Source organism: Pseudomonas sp. Ant30-3, assembly GCF_000690905.1.
In the GTDB taxonomy this organism is placed as follows: Bacteria; Pseudomonadota; Gammaproteobacteria; order Pseudomonadales; family Pseudomonadaceae; genus Aquipseudomonas.
The window spans coordinates 101,461-117,855 of the sequence record NZ_JMCL01000018.1 but is presented as its reverse complement, the minus strand read 5'-3'; the positions used below and the strand labels follow the sequence as shown (position 1 = coordinate 117,855).

The window sequence follows — 16,395 nt, the reverse complement described above, 5'->3', positions numbered from 1 at the left end:
TTTCGCCCTTACGGCGAGTCACTTGGAAATGCCTACGCGGCCCGGCCCCAAGTAACCAAACGCTTTCGCCCCGCCATTCGGTGCCTCGCCTAGGCTCGGCATGCCCTCACTCCGGCATTGCTCCGGGGGCCCGTCGCCATCGGCCATCCATGGCCGGGGGCGACTACCGCGGCATCCTTGCCGCGGTGCCCCCTGCGCAACGCCTGCGTTCAGCCTCTGGGAAAGGGCCAGGTGGATCAAGATCAAGATCTGAAGCAAAGCAAAGCAAAACCCCAGGCTCCTGCCCCGAAGCTGATCGTTCCCACGCTCCGCGTGGGAATGCCGCCAGGGACGCTCTGCGTTCCGAAGTCGACGCAAGACTGCAGCCTTGCAAAGTCGTGACGCAGAGCGTCACGGGATGCATTCCCACGCGGAGCGTGGGAATGAGCTGCGGGCGACGGGCGACGAGCAACGTAACCTGCGCAGCCAGGTCGGCCGGTAGGCCGCCTCGGCGGCTGTAGCGGTTAGCCGCCCCCTCGGGAGGCTGAGCGCAGGTTCTGCGCAGTGGGCAACCCGGCATGGATGCCGGGTTAGGCGCGCACGGCCAAGGATGGCCGACCGCGCCGGGCCCACGGAGCAGGACCGGAGCGAAGGCATGGCGAGCCGAAGCGAGCCACCGGACGTCAGGGGCAAGAGCACTTGGTTACTTGGTGCTTCTCCAAGTGACTCGCCGTAAGGGCGAAACCGATAGCAGCCCTGACCGCAATAACGGATATGTACACCAGCAATATCCTCAGCGCCTAAAACATAGCCATCGCTGGCAAGCCAGCTCCTACAGGGGACCGGTTACACCCTCAAGAATCCAGCAAAATCAGAAGTCCGCCATCGCTGGCAAGCCAGCTCCCACAGTTGACCGTGTACAGCCTTGAGATCCAGGCAAATCAAAGTCCGCCATCGCTGGCAGGCCAGCTCCCACAGTTGACCGCGTACGGCCTCGAGATCCAGGCAAACCAAAGCCCGCCATCGCTGGCAGGCCAGCTCCCACAGTTAACCGCGTACAGCCTTGAGATCCAGGCAAATCAAAGTCCGCCATCGCTGGCAGGCCAGCTCCCACAGTTGACCGAATTCTCTTAGAAAACGCACTCGAATGTGGGAGCCAAGCTTGCTCGCGAAGACTGACTCAAAACCAACAAAGATTCCGAGCCCTGCCCCTCAGCCCAACACACACCGATCAAAAAACCGCTCCCGCCCCAACACCATCAACGCCGCGCGCTTATGCGGGAAGTCGAATTCCTTTTCGCAGTGGAAGCGCTGATTCTGCATATAGCCGATCATCTTCGCGTTGTCAGCGCGCGGCTCGGCGACCACCCGCTGAGTGCGTGGATCGTCGAGAAACAGGTAATGCACCAGCGCCGATAACCAGCTCGCGACCTTGTGCGGCCCGCGGTGATTTTCTTCACCGACCAGCATGTGAATGCCGCGGTCGTAATCGCCTGCGTCGTAGAACGGCGAGATGCGGTCTTCCTTGGCCCAATAGGCTTCAAAATAGGCAAACGGCTGATCATCGAAACAGCCAATCAGCGTCAAGGTGTGCGGGTCCGCTTCAAGCTTGCTCAAGTATTCGCGATGCTGCTCGAGGCTGCCCTCCTCCTCCCAGAAACTGGCGACGCGCGCACTGTTCTGCCACCTGTTGAAACGTTGCAGGTCGAGCTCTATCTCCACCGTCCGCAGGGAAATCCACGCCCCCAGCCGCGCATCGAAACGCCGATAAACCTCACCGCGCGGTTTGACCGGGCGCAACGGATGACGCTTGCCGCCACTGATGACCATTTGCTGCGGGTACACCCCGGCCATCGTCTGACCCAGCCAAGGCTGCGGCAATTGCCAGAACAACGTGCGCTCGCAGCCATACTCGCCAGCGGTTTCGGTGGGGATTAGCAACCCGCTGAGCAACGCGTGCGCCGGCGCTTCGTCGAGCCGCCAGACAAGCCGCTGACAGGCAGGGTCGCGGGCGAACAACCAATAACAGCTCGCCCAGATTGCCTGAGTGTCGGGCTGAGCAAAGCGCTCTCCGACAGATACCTGCAAGCCGGGCTGGCGGCTCAGGCACAGCGAGATCAAGGGCTGCCCTTCCAGGCTCAACATCAGGCGGCTTGCAGTTTCATCAGCCGTGAGGCTTTTGCCAGTCGGCAAGGCCAAGGCCGTCAGGTCATTTGGATTGGGCATGGGTGGGGCTCACGATTCGTCGACGGTTTAACAAAGTGACGTGAGCCAGTGCGGGAAATTTAACCGACGGCGGAAAATACCAGCCCCGGGCTCAGTTGCCCTGGACCGGCACCACTGCGATTTTATAGGGATCAAAAATCTTCAGCATCTGACCGTTGTCGCGCAACCCTCGCAGGATTTTTTCGAAAGCAGCGCCACTGATCGGCGCCGCCGGGCGCAGGATCGCGTAGTGGTGATAGATCTGGTCGATGCGCTCAGACACCAGTAATTGACTGGCGACCTTCTCGTTACGCAGCAGGTAATCGCTCAGGTAGGAACGCGTCACCAACGCAATGTCGGCGCGCCCGCGCAGCACCATCAGCAAGTTGCTGTCGTGGGAATACGTCAGCGTGGCGTTGTAGTCTTGCGCAAGCACTTTGGGGTCGGCATTGAAATTGGCGAACTCGTAGTGATAGCCGCTAAACAGCGCCAGACGTTTGCCGGCGAGATCGGCGAAGTACGTTTGTTGGCGCGCCGCGTGACCATCGGGCGAGCGCTGTGCGACGAATATTTCCGCGTCTTCGAGCCCCATGTCGACCGTGGTGTGCGGGATCTCGGTCCAGCCCCATTGCGGATTCTCGAAAATCGCCATGTCTACCCGACCCTGCTTGAAATCACCAAATCGCCGCGGAATCGAAGTGGGCACCAGCACGAACTGATAGTCGCTTTGCGCGGTATTCAGGGCTTCGACCAACTGCGGCAGCAGGCCCGTGTCGGCACCGGACTCAGGGCGCACCGTATACGGTGGGAAATGTGCGGCGCCAACTCGCACCAGTTGTGCAGCCTGGACGGGCAAACCCCACAGCATCGCGAGCGCTGCGAGCAAAAGCCCCAAGGCCGTCCTGATTGGCGAAGACTTCAAAACACCCACTCCCCGAAAATGACGCAGCATTGCGTTGAAGCTAGGCGGTTTCGGCCACTTAGCCAGTTTCCTTCCCTGTCGCCGATACTACTGTTTTTCTTCCAAAACCAGAATCAATGCCTCATCGGCCAATTGATCGAGGTTCATGCTGCCCTCGGGGCGGAACCAGGTGGTGGTCCACGACAGCGCGCCCGTGAGGAAACGTCGGGTGATGAACACGTCGCCCCGAATCATTCCGGCCTGTCTGGCCTCACCCAGCACCTGCAGCCAGAGTTCTTCATATACATCACGCAGCGCCAGTACTTTCGCCTGACCGTCCTCGGACAGCGAACGCCATTCATACACCAGCACCGCCATGGCTTCACCACTGCCGCCCATGATCGACTGCAATTCACAGCGAATCAGCGCCAGCACCCGCTCGCGCACATTGGCGGCGTCGGCCAGGGCGGCACGCATGAGTGCGGTGTTGTAGCGGATGGTTTCTTCCATCACCGCGCGCAGGATTTCGTCCTTGCTTTTGAAGTGATGAAAGATGCTGCCCGACTGTATGCCCACTGCACCGGCCAGGTCGCGCACGGTGGTGCGCTCGAAGCCTTTGTTACGAAACAGGTGAGCGGCCACTTGCAGCAATTTGCCACGGGCGCTGTCCGGGTCGGTCAACTCGCCGTTATCGACCAGCTCACGCATCACCCGCAGGGCTTTTTGCTCGTCCACCCGTTCTCTCCTACAGTCGATCAATCAATACGCCGAGCGCCGCGAAAACAGCGCCGTAGCGCCGGCAATTTAAGCTGGCGCAGGCAACCAAGCAAGCGCTCGGCAGGAAGATCGTAGCGCCCGTTTACAAACCAAGCGCTTGCTTGGTAGTCTCGGAACCATTCCGTCGGAGGTGACTATGCCGTTGACTGCGCCCAAAACAATCCGCATCGGTTGCGCCAGCGCGTTCTGGGGCGACACCTCGACCGCTGCGGCGCAACTGGTTAAAGGCGGACGCCTGGACTACCTGGTGTTCGATTACCTGGCCGAAATCACGATGTCGATCATGGCCGGCGCACGAATGAAAGATCCACAGGCGGGTTACGCCAGTGACTTCATCGAAGTGCTCGGCCCCCTCCTGCCTCAGCTTGCCGAACAAAAAATCCGCGTCATCAGCAACGCCGGCGGGGTCAATCCGCAGGCCTGCGCCGCCGCGCTGCAATCGGCTTGCGACAAAGCGGGCGTGAACCTGAAGATCGCCGTGCTGCTCGGCGACGACTTGCAGCCACAGTTCAAACAGCTCAGCGCCAGCAGTATCAAGGAAATGTTCAGCGGCGCTGCGCTGCCGCCGATGTGCGTGTCGACCAACGCCTACCTCGGCGCGCCGGGAATTGTCGAAGCACTGCGCCTGGGCGCGGACATCGTCATCACCGGCCGCGTGGTCGACAGCGCGGTGGTCAGCGCCGCGTTGGTGCATGAATTCGCCTGGTCCTGGCAGGATTACGACAAACTCGCGCAGGCCGCACTGGCCGGGCACATCATCGAATGCGGCGCGCAGTGCACCGGCGGCAACTTCACCGATTGGCGCGAGGTGCCGGACTACGAGCACATCGGTTTTCCGATCGTCGAGGTCAGCGCCGACAGCCAGTTCATCGTCAGCAAACCCGAAAGCTCCGGCGGGCTGATCACACCGCTGACCGTCGGCGAGCAAATGCTTTACGAAATCGGCAATCCACAGGCGTATCTACTGCCAGACGTTGTCTGTGATTTCACCCAGGTGAAACTTGTTCAACAGGGCCGCAATGCGGTGCAGGTGCACGGTGCCAAAGGCCTGCCGCCGCCCGATCAATACAAGGTCAGCGCGACGTATCTTGATGGATTTCGTTGCACCGCCAGTTGTTTGATCGCTGGTATCAATGCGGTCGACAAGGCGCGTCGGGTCAGTGCAGCCATCATCAGCAAGACCTCGGAAATGTTCAGTCAGCGTGGCTGGGTACCGTACAGCGAAGTGAATATCGAACTGCTCGGCAGCGAGGCCACTTACGGCCCGCATGGCCAGCGTCAGGACAGCCGCGAAGTGGTGATCAAGCTCGCCGTGCGCCATCCGCACAAACAGGCGCTGATCCTGTTCTCCCGGGAAATCGCCCAGGCCGCCACTGGCATGGCGCCGGGCTTGACCGGCATCGTCGGCGGACGGCCGACCGTGTATCCGCTGATCCGCCTGTTTTCGTTTCTGATCGACAAAACAGCCTGCGACCTGCAAATCGATTTCGGGAACCAGCGCCATCCTTGCACGCTGCCCGCCATCGAGCGGCTCGATACGGCGGACTTGCCGGTTCCAGTGGAGCCGCCAAAACCGGATGGCCGGGCCGACGCCAGTGTGGCCTTGGTCAAATTGGCGGTCGCGCGCTCTGGCGACAAAGGCAATCACAGCAACATCGGGGTCATGGCCCGCGAACCGGAATTCCTGCCGTGGATCGCCGAAGCGCTGACCCCGGAAGTGATCGTCGACTGGATGCGCCACGTGCTCGACCCGATCCACGGTCGCGTAAATCGCTGGTACCTGCCCGCCACCCACAGCCTCAACTTTCTTTTGGAAAACGCCTTGGGCGGCGGTGGCGTGGCCAGTTTGCGCATTGATCCACAGGGCAAAGCGTTCGCCCAGCAATTGCTGGAGATCCAGATTCCGGTGCCGCAGAGCATCGCCGACCAGGTCAACTAGGGGACTGCCGCCGTGGCCTACGATTCGATTTTCAAAACCGATCTGTTTGCCGGTCAGACCATTATCGTCACCGGCGGTGGCAGCGGCATCGGCCGTTGCACGGCACACGAACTGGCGGCGCTCGGCGCGCGGGTGCTGCTGATCGGGCGCAAGGCCGACAAGCTGCAAACCGTCGCGGCGGAGATTGCCGAAGACGGCGGCCAGGCTGACTGGGCGACCTGCGACATTCGTGACGAAGAAGCGGTCCGCCAGCTGATCAGCGATTTGATCGGCAAGCACGGCCCGATTCATGGTCTGGTCAACAATGCCGGCGGGCAATATCCGGCGCCACTGGCCTCGATCAATCAGAAGGGTTTTGAAACCGTAATGCGCACCAACCTGGTCGGCGGTTTCCTGATGGCCCGCGAGGTGTTCAATCAATCCATGAGCAAGCACGGCGGCGCCATCGTCAACATGCTCGCCGACATGTGGGGCGGCATGCCCGGCATGGGTCACTCGGGGGCGGCGCGCTCGGGCATGGACAACCTGACCAAGACCGCCGCGCTCGAATGGGGTTATGCCGGGGTGCGAGTCAACGCGGTGGCGCCGGGCTGGATCGCGTCGAGCGGCATGGACACCTACGAAGGCGCCTTCAAAGCGGTAATTCCGACCTTGCGCGAGCACGTGCCACTCAAACGCATCGGCACCGAATCGGAAGTCAGCGCGGCGATCGTGTTTCTGCTCAGCCCGGCTGCCGCTTTCGTCAGCGGCAGCACCCTGCGCATCGATGGCGCCGCCAGCCTCGGCGGTCGGGCGTGGCCGTTGCACAAGGCGCAGAACAGCGAATCCTATAACGGTTTTCATCGCGCGTACTTGCCGCAAGTGCTGCAGCCGGACGTCCCCAAGGACAAGGAATAAGCCATGCCGGTGATCCAGTCGCACATCGACCCGCACAGCGAACAATTCGCCAGCAACCGTGCCGCGATGCTGGTCGGCATCGAACAGGTCCGTCAACTCGAGCAGAGCGTGCTGAACAAGGCGGCGGAAGCCAAAGGCAAATTCGAAAAACGCGGACAATTGCTACCCCGCGAACGCCTCAATCTGCTGCTCGACCCCGGCGCCCCGTTCCTCGAGCTGGCGAGCCTGGCCGGCTATAAATTGCATGACGACAAGGACGGCAGTTCAGCCGGCGGCGGGTTGATTGCCGGGATTGGTTATGTGTCCGGGGTGCGCGTGCTGGTGGTGGCGAACAACAGCGCAATCAAGGGCGGGACCATTTCCCCCAGCGGCCTGAAAAAATCCCTGCGCCTGCAACAGATCGCCACCGAGAACAAACTGCCGGTGATCACCCTCGCGGAAAGCGGCGGCGCCAACCTTAATTACGCGGCAGATATTTTCGTCGAAGGCGCGCGCAGCTTTGCCAATCAGGCGCGGATGTCGGCCATGGGCTTGCCGCAGATTACCGTAGTGCACGGCTCGGCGACTGCAGGCGGCGCCTATCAGCCGGGCTTGTCCGATTACGTGGTGGTGGTGCGGGGCAAGGCCAAGTTGTTTCTCGCCGGGCCGCCGTTGTTGAAAGCGGCGACCGGTGAAATCGCCACCGATGAAGAATTGGGCGGCGCCGAAATGCACGCGCAAGTCGCCGGTACCGCAGAGTACCTGGCCGAAAACGATGCCGACGGCGTGCGGCAAGCGCGCGAGATCGTCAGCCTGCTGGGCTGGAACGAGCAACTGCCGTGGCTGGCCGAGCTTGCGGTGGACGAACCGCTCTACCCGATCGATGAATTGTTGGGGCTGATCCCGGACGATCCGAAAAAACCTTACGACGTGCGGGAAATCATCGCGCGGATTGCCGATGGCTCAAGGTTTCTGGAATTCAAAAGCGAGTTCGACCAGCAAACGATTTGCGGCCATCTGCACATTCAAGGACGCGCCTGCGGCTTCATCGGCAACAACGGTCCGATCACCCCGAAGGGTGCCAGCAAGGCCGCGCAATTCATTCAGCTGTGCGACCAGAGTCAGACGCCGCTGCTGTTTTTTCATAACACCACCGGGTTCATGGTCGGCACCGAGTCAGAGCAGCAAGGCGTCATCAAGCACGGCGCCAAAATGATTCAGGCCGTCGCCAATGCGCGGGTGCCTAAATTGACCATCGTGGTCGGCGGCTCGTATGGCGCGGGCAATTACGCGATGTGTGGCCGAGGCCTGGACCCGCGCTTCATCTTCGCCTGGCCGAACAGTCGCACCGCGGTGATGGGCGGCGCTCAGGCCGGCAAAGTGCTGCGCATTGTCACCGAGGCCAAACAGCTCAAGGAGGGTCTGGTGCCGGACCCGAAAATGCTCGACATGCTGGAACAGGTCACCGCGCAGAAACTCGACAGCCAATCCACCGCGCTGTACGGCAGCGCCAATCTGTGGGATGACGGTTTGATCGACCCGCGCGATACCCGGACCTTGCTCGGCTACCTGCTGGACATCTGTCACGAAGCCGAGGTGCGGCGGCTGCACCCCAACACTTTTGGCGTAGCGAGATTTTGATCGTTCCCACGCTCTGCGTGGGAATGCAGCCCGGGACGCTCCGCGTTCCAAAAGCGGACGCAGAGCGTCCATAGAGGCGTTACCACGCAGAGCGTGGGAACGAGCATGGATCAAAGGAGAACAATAAAAATGATCTTCACCCAGGAACACGAAGCACTGCGCCGCACGGTCCGCCAGTTCGTCGACCACGAGATCAACCCGCACGTCGATGAGTGGGAAAAAGCCGGGCGTTTTCCCATTTACGAGATTTTCCGCAAGGCCGGCGAACTCGGCCTGCTGGGCATTTCCAAGCCGGAAAAATTCGGCGGCATGGGGCTCGATTACAGCTACTCGATCGTGGCCGCCGAAGAGTTCGGCACCATTCGCTGCGGCGGCATTCCGATGTCCATCGGCGTGCAAACCGACATGTGCACCCCGGCCCTGGCCCGCTTCGGCTCCGATGAATTGCGTGAAGAGTTCCTGCGCCCGGCGATCAGCGGCGAACAGGTCGGTTGCATTGGCGTTTCCGAAGTCGGTGCCGGCTCCGATGTCGCCGGGCTGAAAACCACCGCGCGCAAGGATGGCGATGATTACGTGATCAACGGCAGCAAAATGTGGATCACCAACTCGCCGAGCGCCGACTTCATCTGCCTGCTGGCCAATACGTCTGACGACAAACCGCACATCAACAAGTCACTGATCATGGTGCCGATGACCACACCGGGGATCAGCCTCAGCTCGCACCTGGACAAGCTCGGCATGCGCAGTTCGGAAACCGCCCAGGTGTTTTTCGACGACGTGCGCGTGCCGCAGCGAAATCGCATCGGCCATGAAGGCGCCGGGTTCATGATGCAGATGCTGCAGTTTCAGGAAGAGCGACTGTTCGGCGCGGCGAACATGATCAAGGGCCTGGAATACTGCATCGACAGCACCATCGAATACTGCAAGGAGCGCAAGACCTTCGGCAACGCGCTGATCGACAATCAGGTCATCCACTTCCGTCTCGCCGAGCTGCAAACCGAAATCGAATGCCTGCGCGCGCTGGTGTATCAGGCCACCGAGCAATACATCAAAGGTCAGGATGTCACGCGGCTGGCGTCGATGGCCAAACTCAAGGCCGGACGCCTGGGCCGCGAAGTCAGCGACAGTTGCCTGCAATATTGGGGCGGTATGGGCTTCATGTGGGACAACCCGGTGGCCCGGGCCTATCGCGACGTGCGGCTGGTGTCGATTGGCGGCGGCGCGGACGAAATCATGCTGGGCATCATTTGCAAACTCATGGGCACTTTGCCGGGGAAAAAGAAGTGAGCGCCCTGCCGGTTTGCCAGACGTTATTACTCGAACTGCACAACGGCGTGCTGCACATCACCCTGAACCGGCCGGACAGCCGCAACGCCATGAGCCTGCAGATGGTTGCCGAGTTGAGGTCGGTACTGGTGACGGTGCGCGACGATCGCAGTGTACGGGCCCTGGTCATTGGTGGCGCAGGTGGGCATTTTTGCGCTGGCGGTGATATCAGGGACATGGCCGAGGCCCGCGCTCAAGGCGCTTCGGCGTACCGCGACTTGAATCGCGCATTCGGCGCGCTGTTACAAGAAGTCCAGCATGCGCCGCAGGTGGTCATCACCGTATTGCAAGGCGCCGTGCTGGGCGGCGGTCTCGGTCTGGCGTGCGTCAGTGATGTGGCCCTCGCCGATCACCAGGCGCAATTCGGCCTGCCGGAGACCAGCCTCGGTTTGCTTCCCGCACAGATCGCGCCGTTCGTGGTGCAGCGCATTGGTCTGACTCAGGCGCGACGTCTGGCGCTGACGGCGGCGCGTTTCGATGGCATTTACGCGCGGCAGATCGGCCTGGTGCACTTCGTCGAGCATGACCCGCAAGCCTTGGCAGAACGCCTCGATGAAGTATTGGCGCACGTGTTGTGCTGCGCGCCCGAGGCGAATGCGCGAACCAAAAAATTCTTGCTGGCGAGTGCGAGGCAGCCGTCCGACGCCTTGCTGGATGAGGCCGCGACAGGATTCAGCGAAGCGGTGACGGGCGCGGAAGGGATCGAGGGGACAATGGCGTTCATGCAAAAGCGTAAGCCGGGGTGGGCGCCTTGAAAGCATCGCTGGCAAGCCAGCTCCTACACAATTTTTGCAGCCCGATCACAATTTTTCAGACGCAGTAAAACCTGTAGGAGCTGGCTTGCCAGCGATGCGGCCTCCACTGTCACTGCAACAACCAAGGGAATAAAGGCATGCCGACCCTGAAAAAAATCCTGATCGCCAACCGCGGTGAAATCGCCTGCCGCATCCAGCGCACCGCGCAAGCCCTGGGCTACCGCACCGTCGCCGTCTTCAGCGACGCCGACGCCGAATCCTTGCACGTGCAGATCGCCGACGAAGCCGTGAATATCGGTCCGGCTGCCGTGCAGCATTCCTACCTGAACATTCCGGCCATCCTCGACGCCGCCCGACGTACCGGCGCTGACGCGATCCATCCCGGCTACGGTTTCCTCTCGGAAAACGCCGAATTCGCCCTCGCCTGCCAATGCGCCGACATCACTTTCATCGGCCCGAGCCCAGAGGCGATCGAACTGATGGGCAGCAAACGCCTGTCGAAACTGGCCATGCTTGAGGCCGGCGTGCCGTGCATCAAGGGGTATCAAGGCGCCGAGCAGGACGATGCAACGCTCAGCCGCGAAGCCGAGCGCATCGGCTATCCGCTGATGATCAAGGCCAGCGCCGGCGGCGGCGGACGCGGCATGCGTCTGGTGCAGCATGCCGAGGACCTGCTCGAACAGCTGCGGACCGCGCGCTCCGAAGCGCTGCACGGTTTTGGCAACGATGAGTTGATTCTCGAACAAGCCTTGATCGATCCGCGCCACGTGGAAGTGCAGCTGTTCGGCGATCATCACGGCCATCTGATCTACCTCGGCGAGCGCGACTGCTCGATTCAGCGCCGGCACCAGAAAGTCATTGAAGAAGCGCCCTGCCCGATCATGACCGCCGACTTGCGCCAGGCCATGGGTGAGGCGGCGCTCAAAGCCGGGCGTGCCGTAAATTATGTCGGCGCAGGGACGGTGGAATTTCTGCTGGATGCGCGCGGGCAATTCTACTTTCTGGAAATGAACACCCGGCTGCAGGTGGAACACCCGGTGACGGAGCTGATCACCGGTCTCGATCTGGTGGCCTGGCAACTGCGGGTTGCCGAAGGCTTGCCACTGCCGCTGAGTCAGGAGCAGGTGCAACTCACCGGCCACGCCATGGAAGTGCGTCTGTATGCCGAGGATCCCGCTCGGAACTTCCTCCCGCAAACTGGCCGGATTGCTGCGTGGCAACCCGCACTGCAAGAGGGTGTGCGGATCGACCATGGACTGAGCGAAGGCCAGGCTGTCAGCCCTTTTTACGACTCCATGCTGGGCAAGATCATCGCGCACGGAGCAACCCGCGAAGAGGCCCGACGCAAGTTGCTGCGGGCGGTGCAGGACAGCGTGCTGCTCGGTGTGCAGAGCAATCAGCGCTTGCTGGCCGGCCTGCTCGATCATCCGCAATTCATCGAGGGCCAGTTCAGTACCGGATTCATTCCAGCGTGGTTCAGCGACCATCCTTGCCTACAACCGCACGTACCCGACGCCAAGGAACTGGCGATCGCGGCGGCCTTTTTTTATCAAGCGGCAACACTCGCGCACCCCGTCGCGCTGGCGGGGTGGAGGAACAACGCCAGCGTGCCGCTGAACTATCGCATCGGTCTGGAGGAACAGGAATGGCCGGTGCAACTGCAAGCTATGCGCGGTGAACCGTATCAAATCGAAGTAAGCGCGCAGGTCTTTGAGCTGAACGTCTTGGCGTGCGACGGTCGCTGGGCCACGCTGGAAATCAACGGGATCCGCCAGCATTACGCCTATCGAATGGAGGCCGGGCAGCTCTGGTTATGGACGCGCCCGGGCGGTCTGCACCTGCTGGATCGGACACAGACTTTGATCGCCGGCGGCACGCGCGTTACTTCCGGTACCCTCAAGGCGCCCATGGACGGGGCCATCGTTGATGTACTGGTCGCTGAAGGTTCACCGGTCAGCAAAGGCCAACTGTTGGTGGTGCTTGAGGCCATGAAGATGGAGCATCCGCTGAAGTCCGGGATCGACGGCGTGCTCAAGCGCTTGCAGGTGCAGGTCGGCGATCAGGTCAAAAATCGTCAGATTTTGTTGGAGGTCGAATAAGCCGCTAGGCGGATTCGCTGCGTTTGGCTACGCTCAAGGCCTATCAGGACGCGGATATCAGGAAACCTGCAATGCCTCACTGGCTGGTCATTGATCTGGAAGCCACCACCGATGAGGGTGGCTGGCCTGTTACGGAAATGGAGATCATCGAGATCGGTGCCACGCTCGTGGACCGCCAAGGCCGCGAACTGGATCATTTCCAGCGTTTCGTGCGGCCCTTGCGCCGCCCCTTGCTCACCACGTTTTGTCGGGAGTTGACCCGCATCGCCCAAGCCAATATCGACACCGCCGAACCGCTGACGCAAGTCTGGACGGCCTTCGAACGCTGGCTCGGTCAGCATCACTCACGCCTTGAAGGCTGGGCCAGTTGGGGCGATTACGATCGCCAGCAACTGCTGCAGGAGTGGCAGCGACTGCAACTTGTCAGCGTCTTGAGCGGTGTGCCGCATATGAACCTCAAACAGCGCTTTGCCAAGGCGCGGCGTCTGGAGCGCCCGCTTGGCCTCAACAGTGCATTGCAACTGGCGGGCATGCAGTTCAACGGGCAGCAACACCGGGCGCTGGAAGATGCGCGCAATACGGCACGTCTGTTGCCGCTGGTACTGCCGCTTTAGACAGGTGACGGCGCCAGGGGCCTTGTGCATACTGGCCGGCCCTTTCCAGCCCTTTTCGAGGAACCGCCCATGTTTAAAGTCAACGAGTACTTCGACGGCACCGTCAAGTCGATCGCCTTTGGCACCGCTGAAGGTCCGGCGACCATCGGCGTCATGGCTCCGGGCGAATACGAATTCGGCACCAGCCAGCGTGAAATCATGCACGTGGTCACCGGCGCACTCATCGTCAAACTGCCTGACAGCACTGACTGGGAAACCTTCGAGGCCGGCAGCCAGTTCAACGTGCCCGCCAACAGCAAATTCCAGCTGAAAGTGGCCGTCGACACCGCTTACCTGTGCGAATACCGCGGCTGAGCCCAGGTTTCATCGCGCAAAAAAAATGCCCGTGTCCAGCGACACGGGCATTTTTCATTCGGGCTGGCTTATTCCAGGATCGTCACCGGCATGCCCACTTCGAGTCGGCCAACGCCATCGTTGACCAGATTCTGGCCAAACATCGCGCCGTCTTCCTGCGCACGGTACTTCTGCAAGGTCAACAGCGGCTCCCGATCAGCACTGCGCTCCCCGGTTTGCGGGTCCACGGTGGTCAGAATGCAACGTGAACACGGCTTGACCACGCGAAACTCGACATCGCCGATACGGATGCGCTTCCAGCCATCTTCGGCAAATGGCTCGATGCCCTCAATTACCAGATTCGGTCGAAATCGCAGCATTTCCAGCGGGCGCCCGACTTTCTGCGACAAATCTTCCAGCGAACCCTGGCCGATCAGCAACAGCGGGAAGCCATCGGCAAATGCCACCTGGTCATCGTCGTTGCCATAACCGGCCTGAGTCATGCGCGCACGCTCGAGGGGGATCTGTACCAGACGGGTCGGCTTGCCGATGAACTCGCTGACCCAGGCGCCGGCGGCATCACCGGCATCCGGTACGCGCAGGCTGTCACGAAAAATCGTCACCCCGCGCAGTTCGGCATCAGAAGTCGGAAGCGCGACATCAATCGCCGAGCGACCCGGCGCACTGAGCGTGAGGCCACCCTCTGTATTCCACACCGCCGACAATTGACTCATCTGGCCCACCACACGCTGACTCAGAAAACGGCCACTGGCCTCGTCCACCAGCATCCAGCGTCGATCCCCATCCAGCCCCAGTTTGTCCAGGCTGATCTGTTGCAGGGGCTCGGCCTTGCAGGATTTCAAGGGATAACGATAAAGCGCGCTCAGACGCATGGCCAGCTTCCTGGTGAGTAAAACCGCAACCCTATACGAGCCTGATCGTTGAATCAAAGACTGACATCACGTCAGCCGCTATCTGTGATGTCAGGCAGGCACTTCATCGAGCATCAGGCGCTGACGCACCACATCGACGAGTTTGTCCGGCTGAAATTTCGAGAGGAAATTATCGCAGCCGACTTTCTTCACCATCGAGTCGTTGAAGCTGCCGGACAGTGAGGTGTGCAACACCACATACAGCCCGCGCAGACGTGGATCGTTACGAATTTCGGTGGTCAGGCGATAACCGTCCATTTCCGGCATTTCTGCGTCGGTGAACACCATCAACAGTTTGTCGGTCATGTTGACCCCGGTATCGGCCCAGGCTTTGAGCATGTTCAACGCTTTCAAACCGTCACTGGCCACGTGCATTTTCACGCCCAACTGGCCAAGGGTGTCGCGCAATTGCGAGAGCGCCACTTTGGAGTCGTCGACGAGTAACACCTCGCGGCCACGGGCGCGTTCAAGGATCGGATCGTCGAGTTTTTCACGGGACACTTTCGCGTTGTAGGGGACGATTTCAGCAAGGACTTTTTCGACGTCGATGATTTCCACCAGTTGATCGTCGACCTTGCTGATGGCGGTCAGGTAATGCTGGCGACCGGCGCTGGTGGGCGGCGGCAGGATGGCTTCCCAGTTCATGTTGACGATGCGGTCGACACCACCGACAAGGAATGCCTGCACGGAGCGGTTGTACTCGGTGACGATGATCGTACTGGTCGGGCTCGGCACCAGTGGGCGCATGCCGATCGCCTGAGACAAATCGATTACCGGCAACGTCTGGCCCCGCAGGTTGACTACCCCGCAGACGAACGGATGCCGCTGGGGCATCAGCGTCAGCTTGGGCAGTTGCAAGACTTCCTGAACCTTGAACACGTTGATCGCAAAAAGTTGTCGCCCGGCCAGGCGAAACATGAGGATTTCCAGGCGATTCTCACCCACCAGTTGTGTGCGTTGGTCTACCGTGTCGAGAATGCCGGCCATCAATGACTCCTGGGCTTGTTCTGATGAATTCACTAAAGAGGGTTATCGGCTGTAGTTGCAGGACCTTGATCTATCGATAATGCCCACCGCCGGCATTGATGTCACATTAGCATCATGCTTTACTGAGCCCCAGTATTCCCCGCTGCAAATTCCCGGGCGCGACCTCGATTTTCGCCTGTGGTTCCCTTATGTAAGGGATTCCCCTAGTAAGCATCAGGCCCAACCTGATATTCGCAATATCCAATAGCCATTAATGTGACGCCATTCTCATTGCATGAACGGAGTCAGGCTTTTGTGTGCGTTAGCAGGTCAGCGGCCAACCGCCCCCTTGGATCATCCCCCCCGCATTAAAGGCGGGCGAACCGCGATTGCACAAAAGTACCGCCACTCGGGCACCTCGATCGATGACATCCCCCCATTTGAAATGGCGTTATGGAGATCAGCATGACGAACGATCGTACAGAGTGGACCCGACGCCTACCGCAATTTCTCGTTGAAGCAGAAAGCCTTCTCGCCAGATCGGAAGAATGCTTGAGCCATCTGCAACTGATCAGCAATGACAAGGATGCCATCGACTGCATTTTGAGCACGCTGCTCAAACTGGCGAGCAAGGCCGATGCCCTCGCCCTGGCTGCCGTATCGGACTTTTCGCTGCACATCCACGGTTTGTTGAACCATGCCCACCAACAGACCGAGCTGCATGATCAAGCACTGCTCGCGCTGAAAGACTGCTTCACCCTGATGGCCTGGCAACTGGAGCTGATTGATCAGCGGACTGGCCAACTCTCCCTTGATGACAGCGAGCAGACCGCTTTGATCGAGGCGCTCGCTTTCCATGTCGGCCACAGCCCGTCCCAGCTTCCCGCCAATACAAAACCGTTCACGCGCATTTCCTTCATGGAACGACAGGCCTAGCCAACCCGAAAACAGCGCGCTTCCGGGCCCACTGCGAGTGTTGCAATTGCACGTTTTAAACTGCATCGCTCACGCCATTCATAACTGTCAACGACGACACTTGACGTATGAAAGCC

At 60.5% G+C, this 16,395-nt stretch carries 14 protein-coding genes; 9 read left to right on the top strand and 5 right to left on the bottom strand.

Features of this window, described 5'->3' with window-relative positions; genetic code table 11:
* Positions 1–1,191 precede the first annotated feature (1,191 nt).
* From DU29_RS0104935 to DU29_RS0104925, 3 genes are all read right to left on the bottom strand, one after another.
* Positions 1,192–2,205 (bottom strand): GNAT family N-acetyltransferase, encoded by a 1,014-nt coding sequence (locus DU29_RS0104935; RefSeq protein ID WP_028620715.1) that lies wholly within the window; start codon positions 2,203–2,205, stop codon positions 1,192–1,194.
* Between the two features lie 91 nt (positions 2,206–2,296).
* Complete coding sequence (locus DU29_RS0104930) at positions 2,297–3,106, bottom strand: substrate-binding periplasmic protein (protein WP_028620714.1); 810 nt, start codon at positions 3,104–3,106, stop codon at positions 2,297–2,299.
* An 87-nt stretch (positions 3,107–3,193) separates the two neighbouring features.
* The gene (locus DU29_RS0104925) at positions 3,194–3,820 is read right to left on the bottom strand and encodes a TetR/AcrR family transcriptional regulator (protein WP_028620713.1); all 627 of its coding nucleotides are present in this window, start codon (positions 3,818–3,820) and stop codon (positions 3,194–3,196) included.
* Between the two features lie 178 nt (positions 3,821–3,998).
* On the opposite strand from DU29_RS0104925, the gene DU29_RS0104920 reads away from it, so the two are divergent.
* The 8 genes from DU29_RS0104920 (at position 3,999) to ppnP (ending at position 13,466) form a co-directional block, all read left to right on the top strand.
* Entirely contained in the window at positions 3,999–5,801 is a 1,803-nt protein-coding gene (locus DU29_RS0104920; protein WP_028620712.1) for an acyclic terpene utilization AtuA family protein, read from the top strand.
* 12 nt (positions 5,802–5,813) lie between these two features.
* A complete protein-coding gene (locus DU29_RS0104915) occupies positions 5,814–6,698 on the top strand; it encodes an SDR family oxidoreductase (protein WP_028620711.1) in 885 nt (294 codons plus the stop codon).
* A gap of 3 nt (positions 6,699–6,701) precedes the next feature.
* The gene (gene atuC, locus DU29_RS0104910) at positions 6,702–8,318 is read left to right on the top strand and encodes a geranyl-CoA carboxylase subunit beta (protein WP_028620710.1); all 1,617 of its coding nucleotides are present in this window, start codon (positions 6,702–6,704) and stop codon (positions 8,316–8,318) included.
* Positions 8,319–8,447: 129 nt separating this feature from the next.
* A complete protein-coding gene (gene atuD, locus DU29_RS0104905) occupies positions 8,448–9,605 on the top strand; it encodes a citronellyl-CoA dehydrogenase (RefSeq protein WP_028620709.1) in 1,158 nt (385 codons plus the stop codon).
* Entirely contained in the window at positions 9,602–10,399 is a 798-nt protein-coding gene (locus tag DU29_RS0104900) for an enoyl-CoA hydratase/isomerase family protein (protein ID WP_028620708.1), read from the top strand. The genes atuD and DU29_RS0104900 overlap by 4 nt, the downstream gene beginning before the upstream one ends.
* Before the next feature lie 137 nt (positions 10,400–10,536).
* Complete coding sequence (locus tag DU29_RS0104895) at positions 10,537–12,498, top strand: acetyl/propionyl/methylcrotonyl-CoA carboxylase subunit alpha (RefSeq protein ID WP_028620707.1); 1,962 nt, start codon at positions 10,537–10,539, stop codon at positions 12,496–12,498.
* 71 nt (positions 12,499–12,569) lie between these two features.
* The gene (locus DU29_RS0104890) at positions 12,570–13,112 is read left to right on the top strand and encodes an exonuclease domain-containing protein (protein WP_028620706.1); all 543 of its coding nucleotides are present in this window, start codon (positions 12,570–12,572) and stop codon (positions 13,110–13,112) included.
* A gap of 69 nt (positions 13,113–13,181) precedes the next feature.
* The gene (gene ppnP / locus DU29_RS0104885; protein WP_028620705.1) at positions 13,182–13,466 is read left to right on the top strand and encodes a pyrimidine/purine nucleoside phosphorylase; all 285 of its coding nucleotides are present in this window, start codon (positions 13,182–13,184) and stop codon (positions 13,464–13,466) included.
* 68 nt (positions 13,467–13,534) lie between these two features.
* Here ppnP and DU29_RS0104880 read toward each other — a convergent pair whose 3' ends face one another.
* Positions 13,535–14,338 (bottom strand): MOSC domain-containing protein, encoded by an 804-nt coding sequence (locus tag DU29_RS0104880; RefSeq protein WP_028620704.1) that lies wholly within the window; start codon positions 14,336–14,338, stop codon positions 13,535–13,537.
* Positions 14,339–14,428: 90 nt separating this feature from the next.
* Complete coding sequence (locus tag DU29_RS0104875; RefSeq protein WP_028620703.1) at positions 14,429–15,364, bottom strand: chemotaxis protein CheV; 936 nt, start codon at positions 15,362–15,364, stop codon at positions 14,429–14,431.
* Positions 15,365–15,808: 444 nt separating this feature from the next.
* On the opposite strand from DU29_RS0104875, the gene DU29_RS0104870 reads away from it, so the two are divergent.
* A complete protein-coding gene (locus tag DU29_RS0104870) occupies positions 15,809–16,279 on the top strand; it encodes a hypothetical protein (RefSeq protein WP_028620702.1) in 471 nt (156 codons plus the stop codon).
* The last annotated feature ends 116 nt before the right edge of the window (positions 16,280–16,395 follow it).

Excerpts from the sequence above, each read along its gene's own strand:
- DU29_RS0104880 (WP_028620704.1), bottom strand. The coding sequence starts at position 14,338 with ATGCGTCTGAGCGCGCTTTATCGTTATCCCTTGAAATCCTGCAAGGCC.
- DU29_RS0104935 (WP_028620715.1), bottom strand. The coding sequence starts at position 2,205 with ATGCCCAATCCAAATGACCTGACGGCCTTGGCCTTGCCGACTGGCAAA.
- DU29_RS0104875 (WP_028620703.1), bottom strand. The coding sequence starts at position 15,364 with ATGGCCGGCATTCTCGACACGGTAGACCAACGCACACAACTGGTGGGT.
- ppnP (WP_028620705.1), top strand. The coding sequence starts at position 13,182 with ATGTTTAAAGTCAACGAGTACTTCGACGGCACCGTCAAGTCGATCGCC.
- atuC (WP_028620710.1), top strand. The coding sequence starts at position 6,702 with ATGCCGGTGATCCAGTCGCACATCGACCCGCACAGCGAACAATTCGCC.
- DU29_RS0104870 (WP_028620702.1), top strand. The coding sequence starts at position 15,809 with ATGACGAACGATCGTACAGAGTGGACCCGACGCCTACCGCAATTTCTC.
- DU29_RS0104890 (WP_028620706.1), top strand. The coding sequence starts at position 12,570 with ATGCCTCACTGGCTGGTCATTGATCTGGAAGCCACCACCGATGAGGGT.
- atuD (WP_028620709.1), top strand. The coding sequence starts at position 8,448 with ATGATCTTCACCCAGGAACACGAAGCACTGCGCCGCACGGTCCGCCAG.
- DU29_RS0104920 (WP_028620712.1), top strand. The coding sequence starts at position 3,999 with ATGCCGTTGACTGCGCCCAAAACAATCCGCATCGGTTGCGCCAGCGCG.
- DU29_RS0104895 (WP_028620707.1), top strand. The coding sequence starts at position 10,537 with ATGCCGACCCTGAAAAAAATCCTGATCGCCAACCGCGGTGAAATCGCC.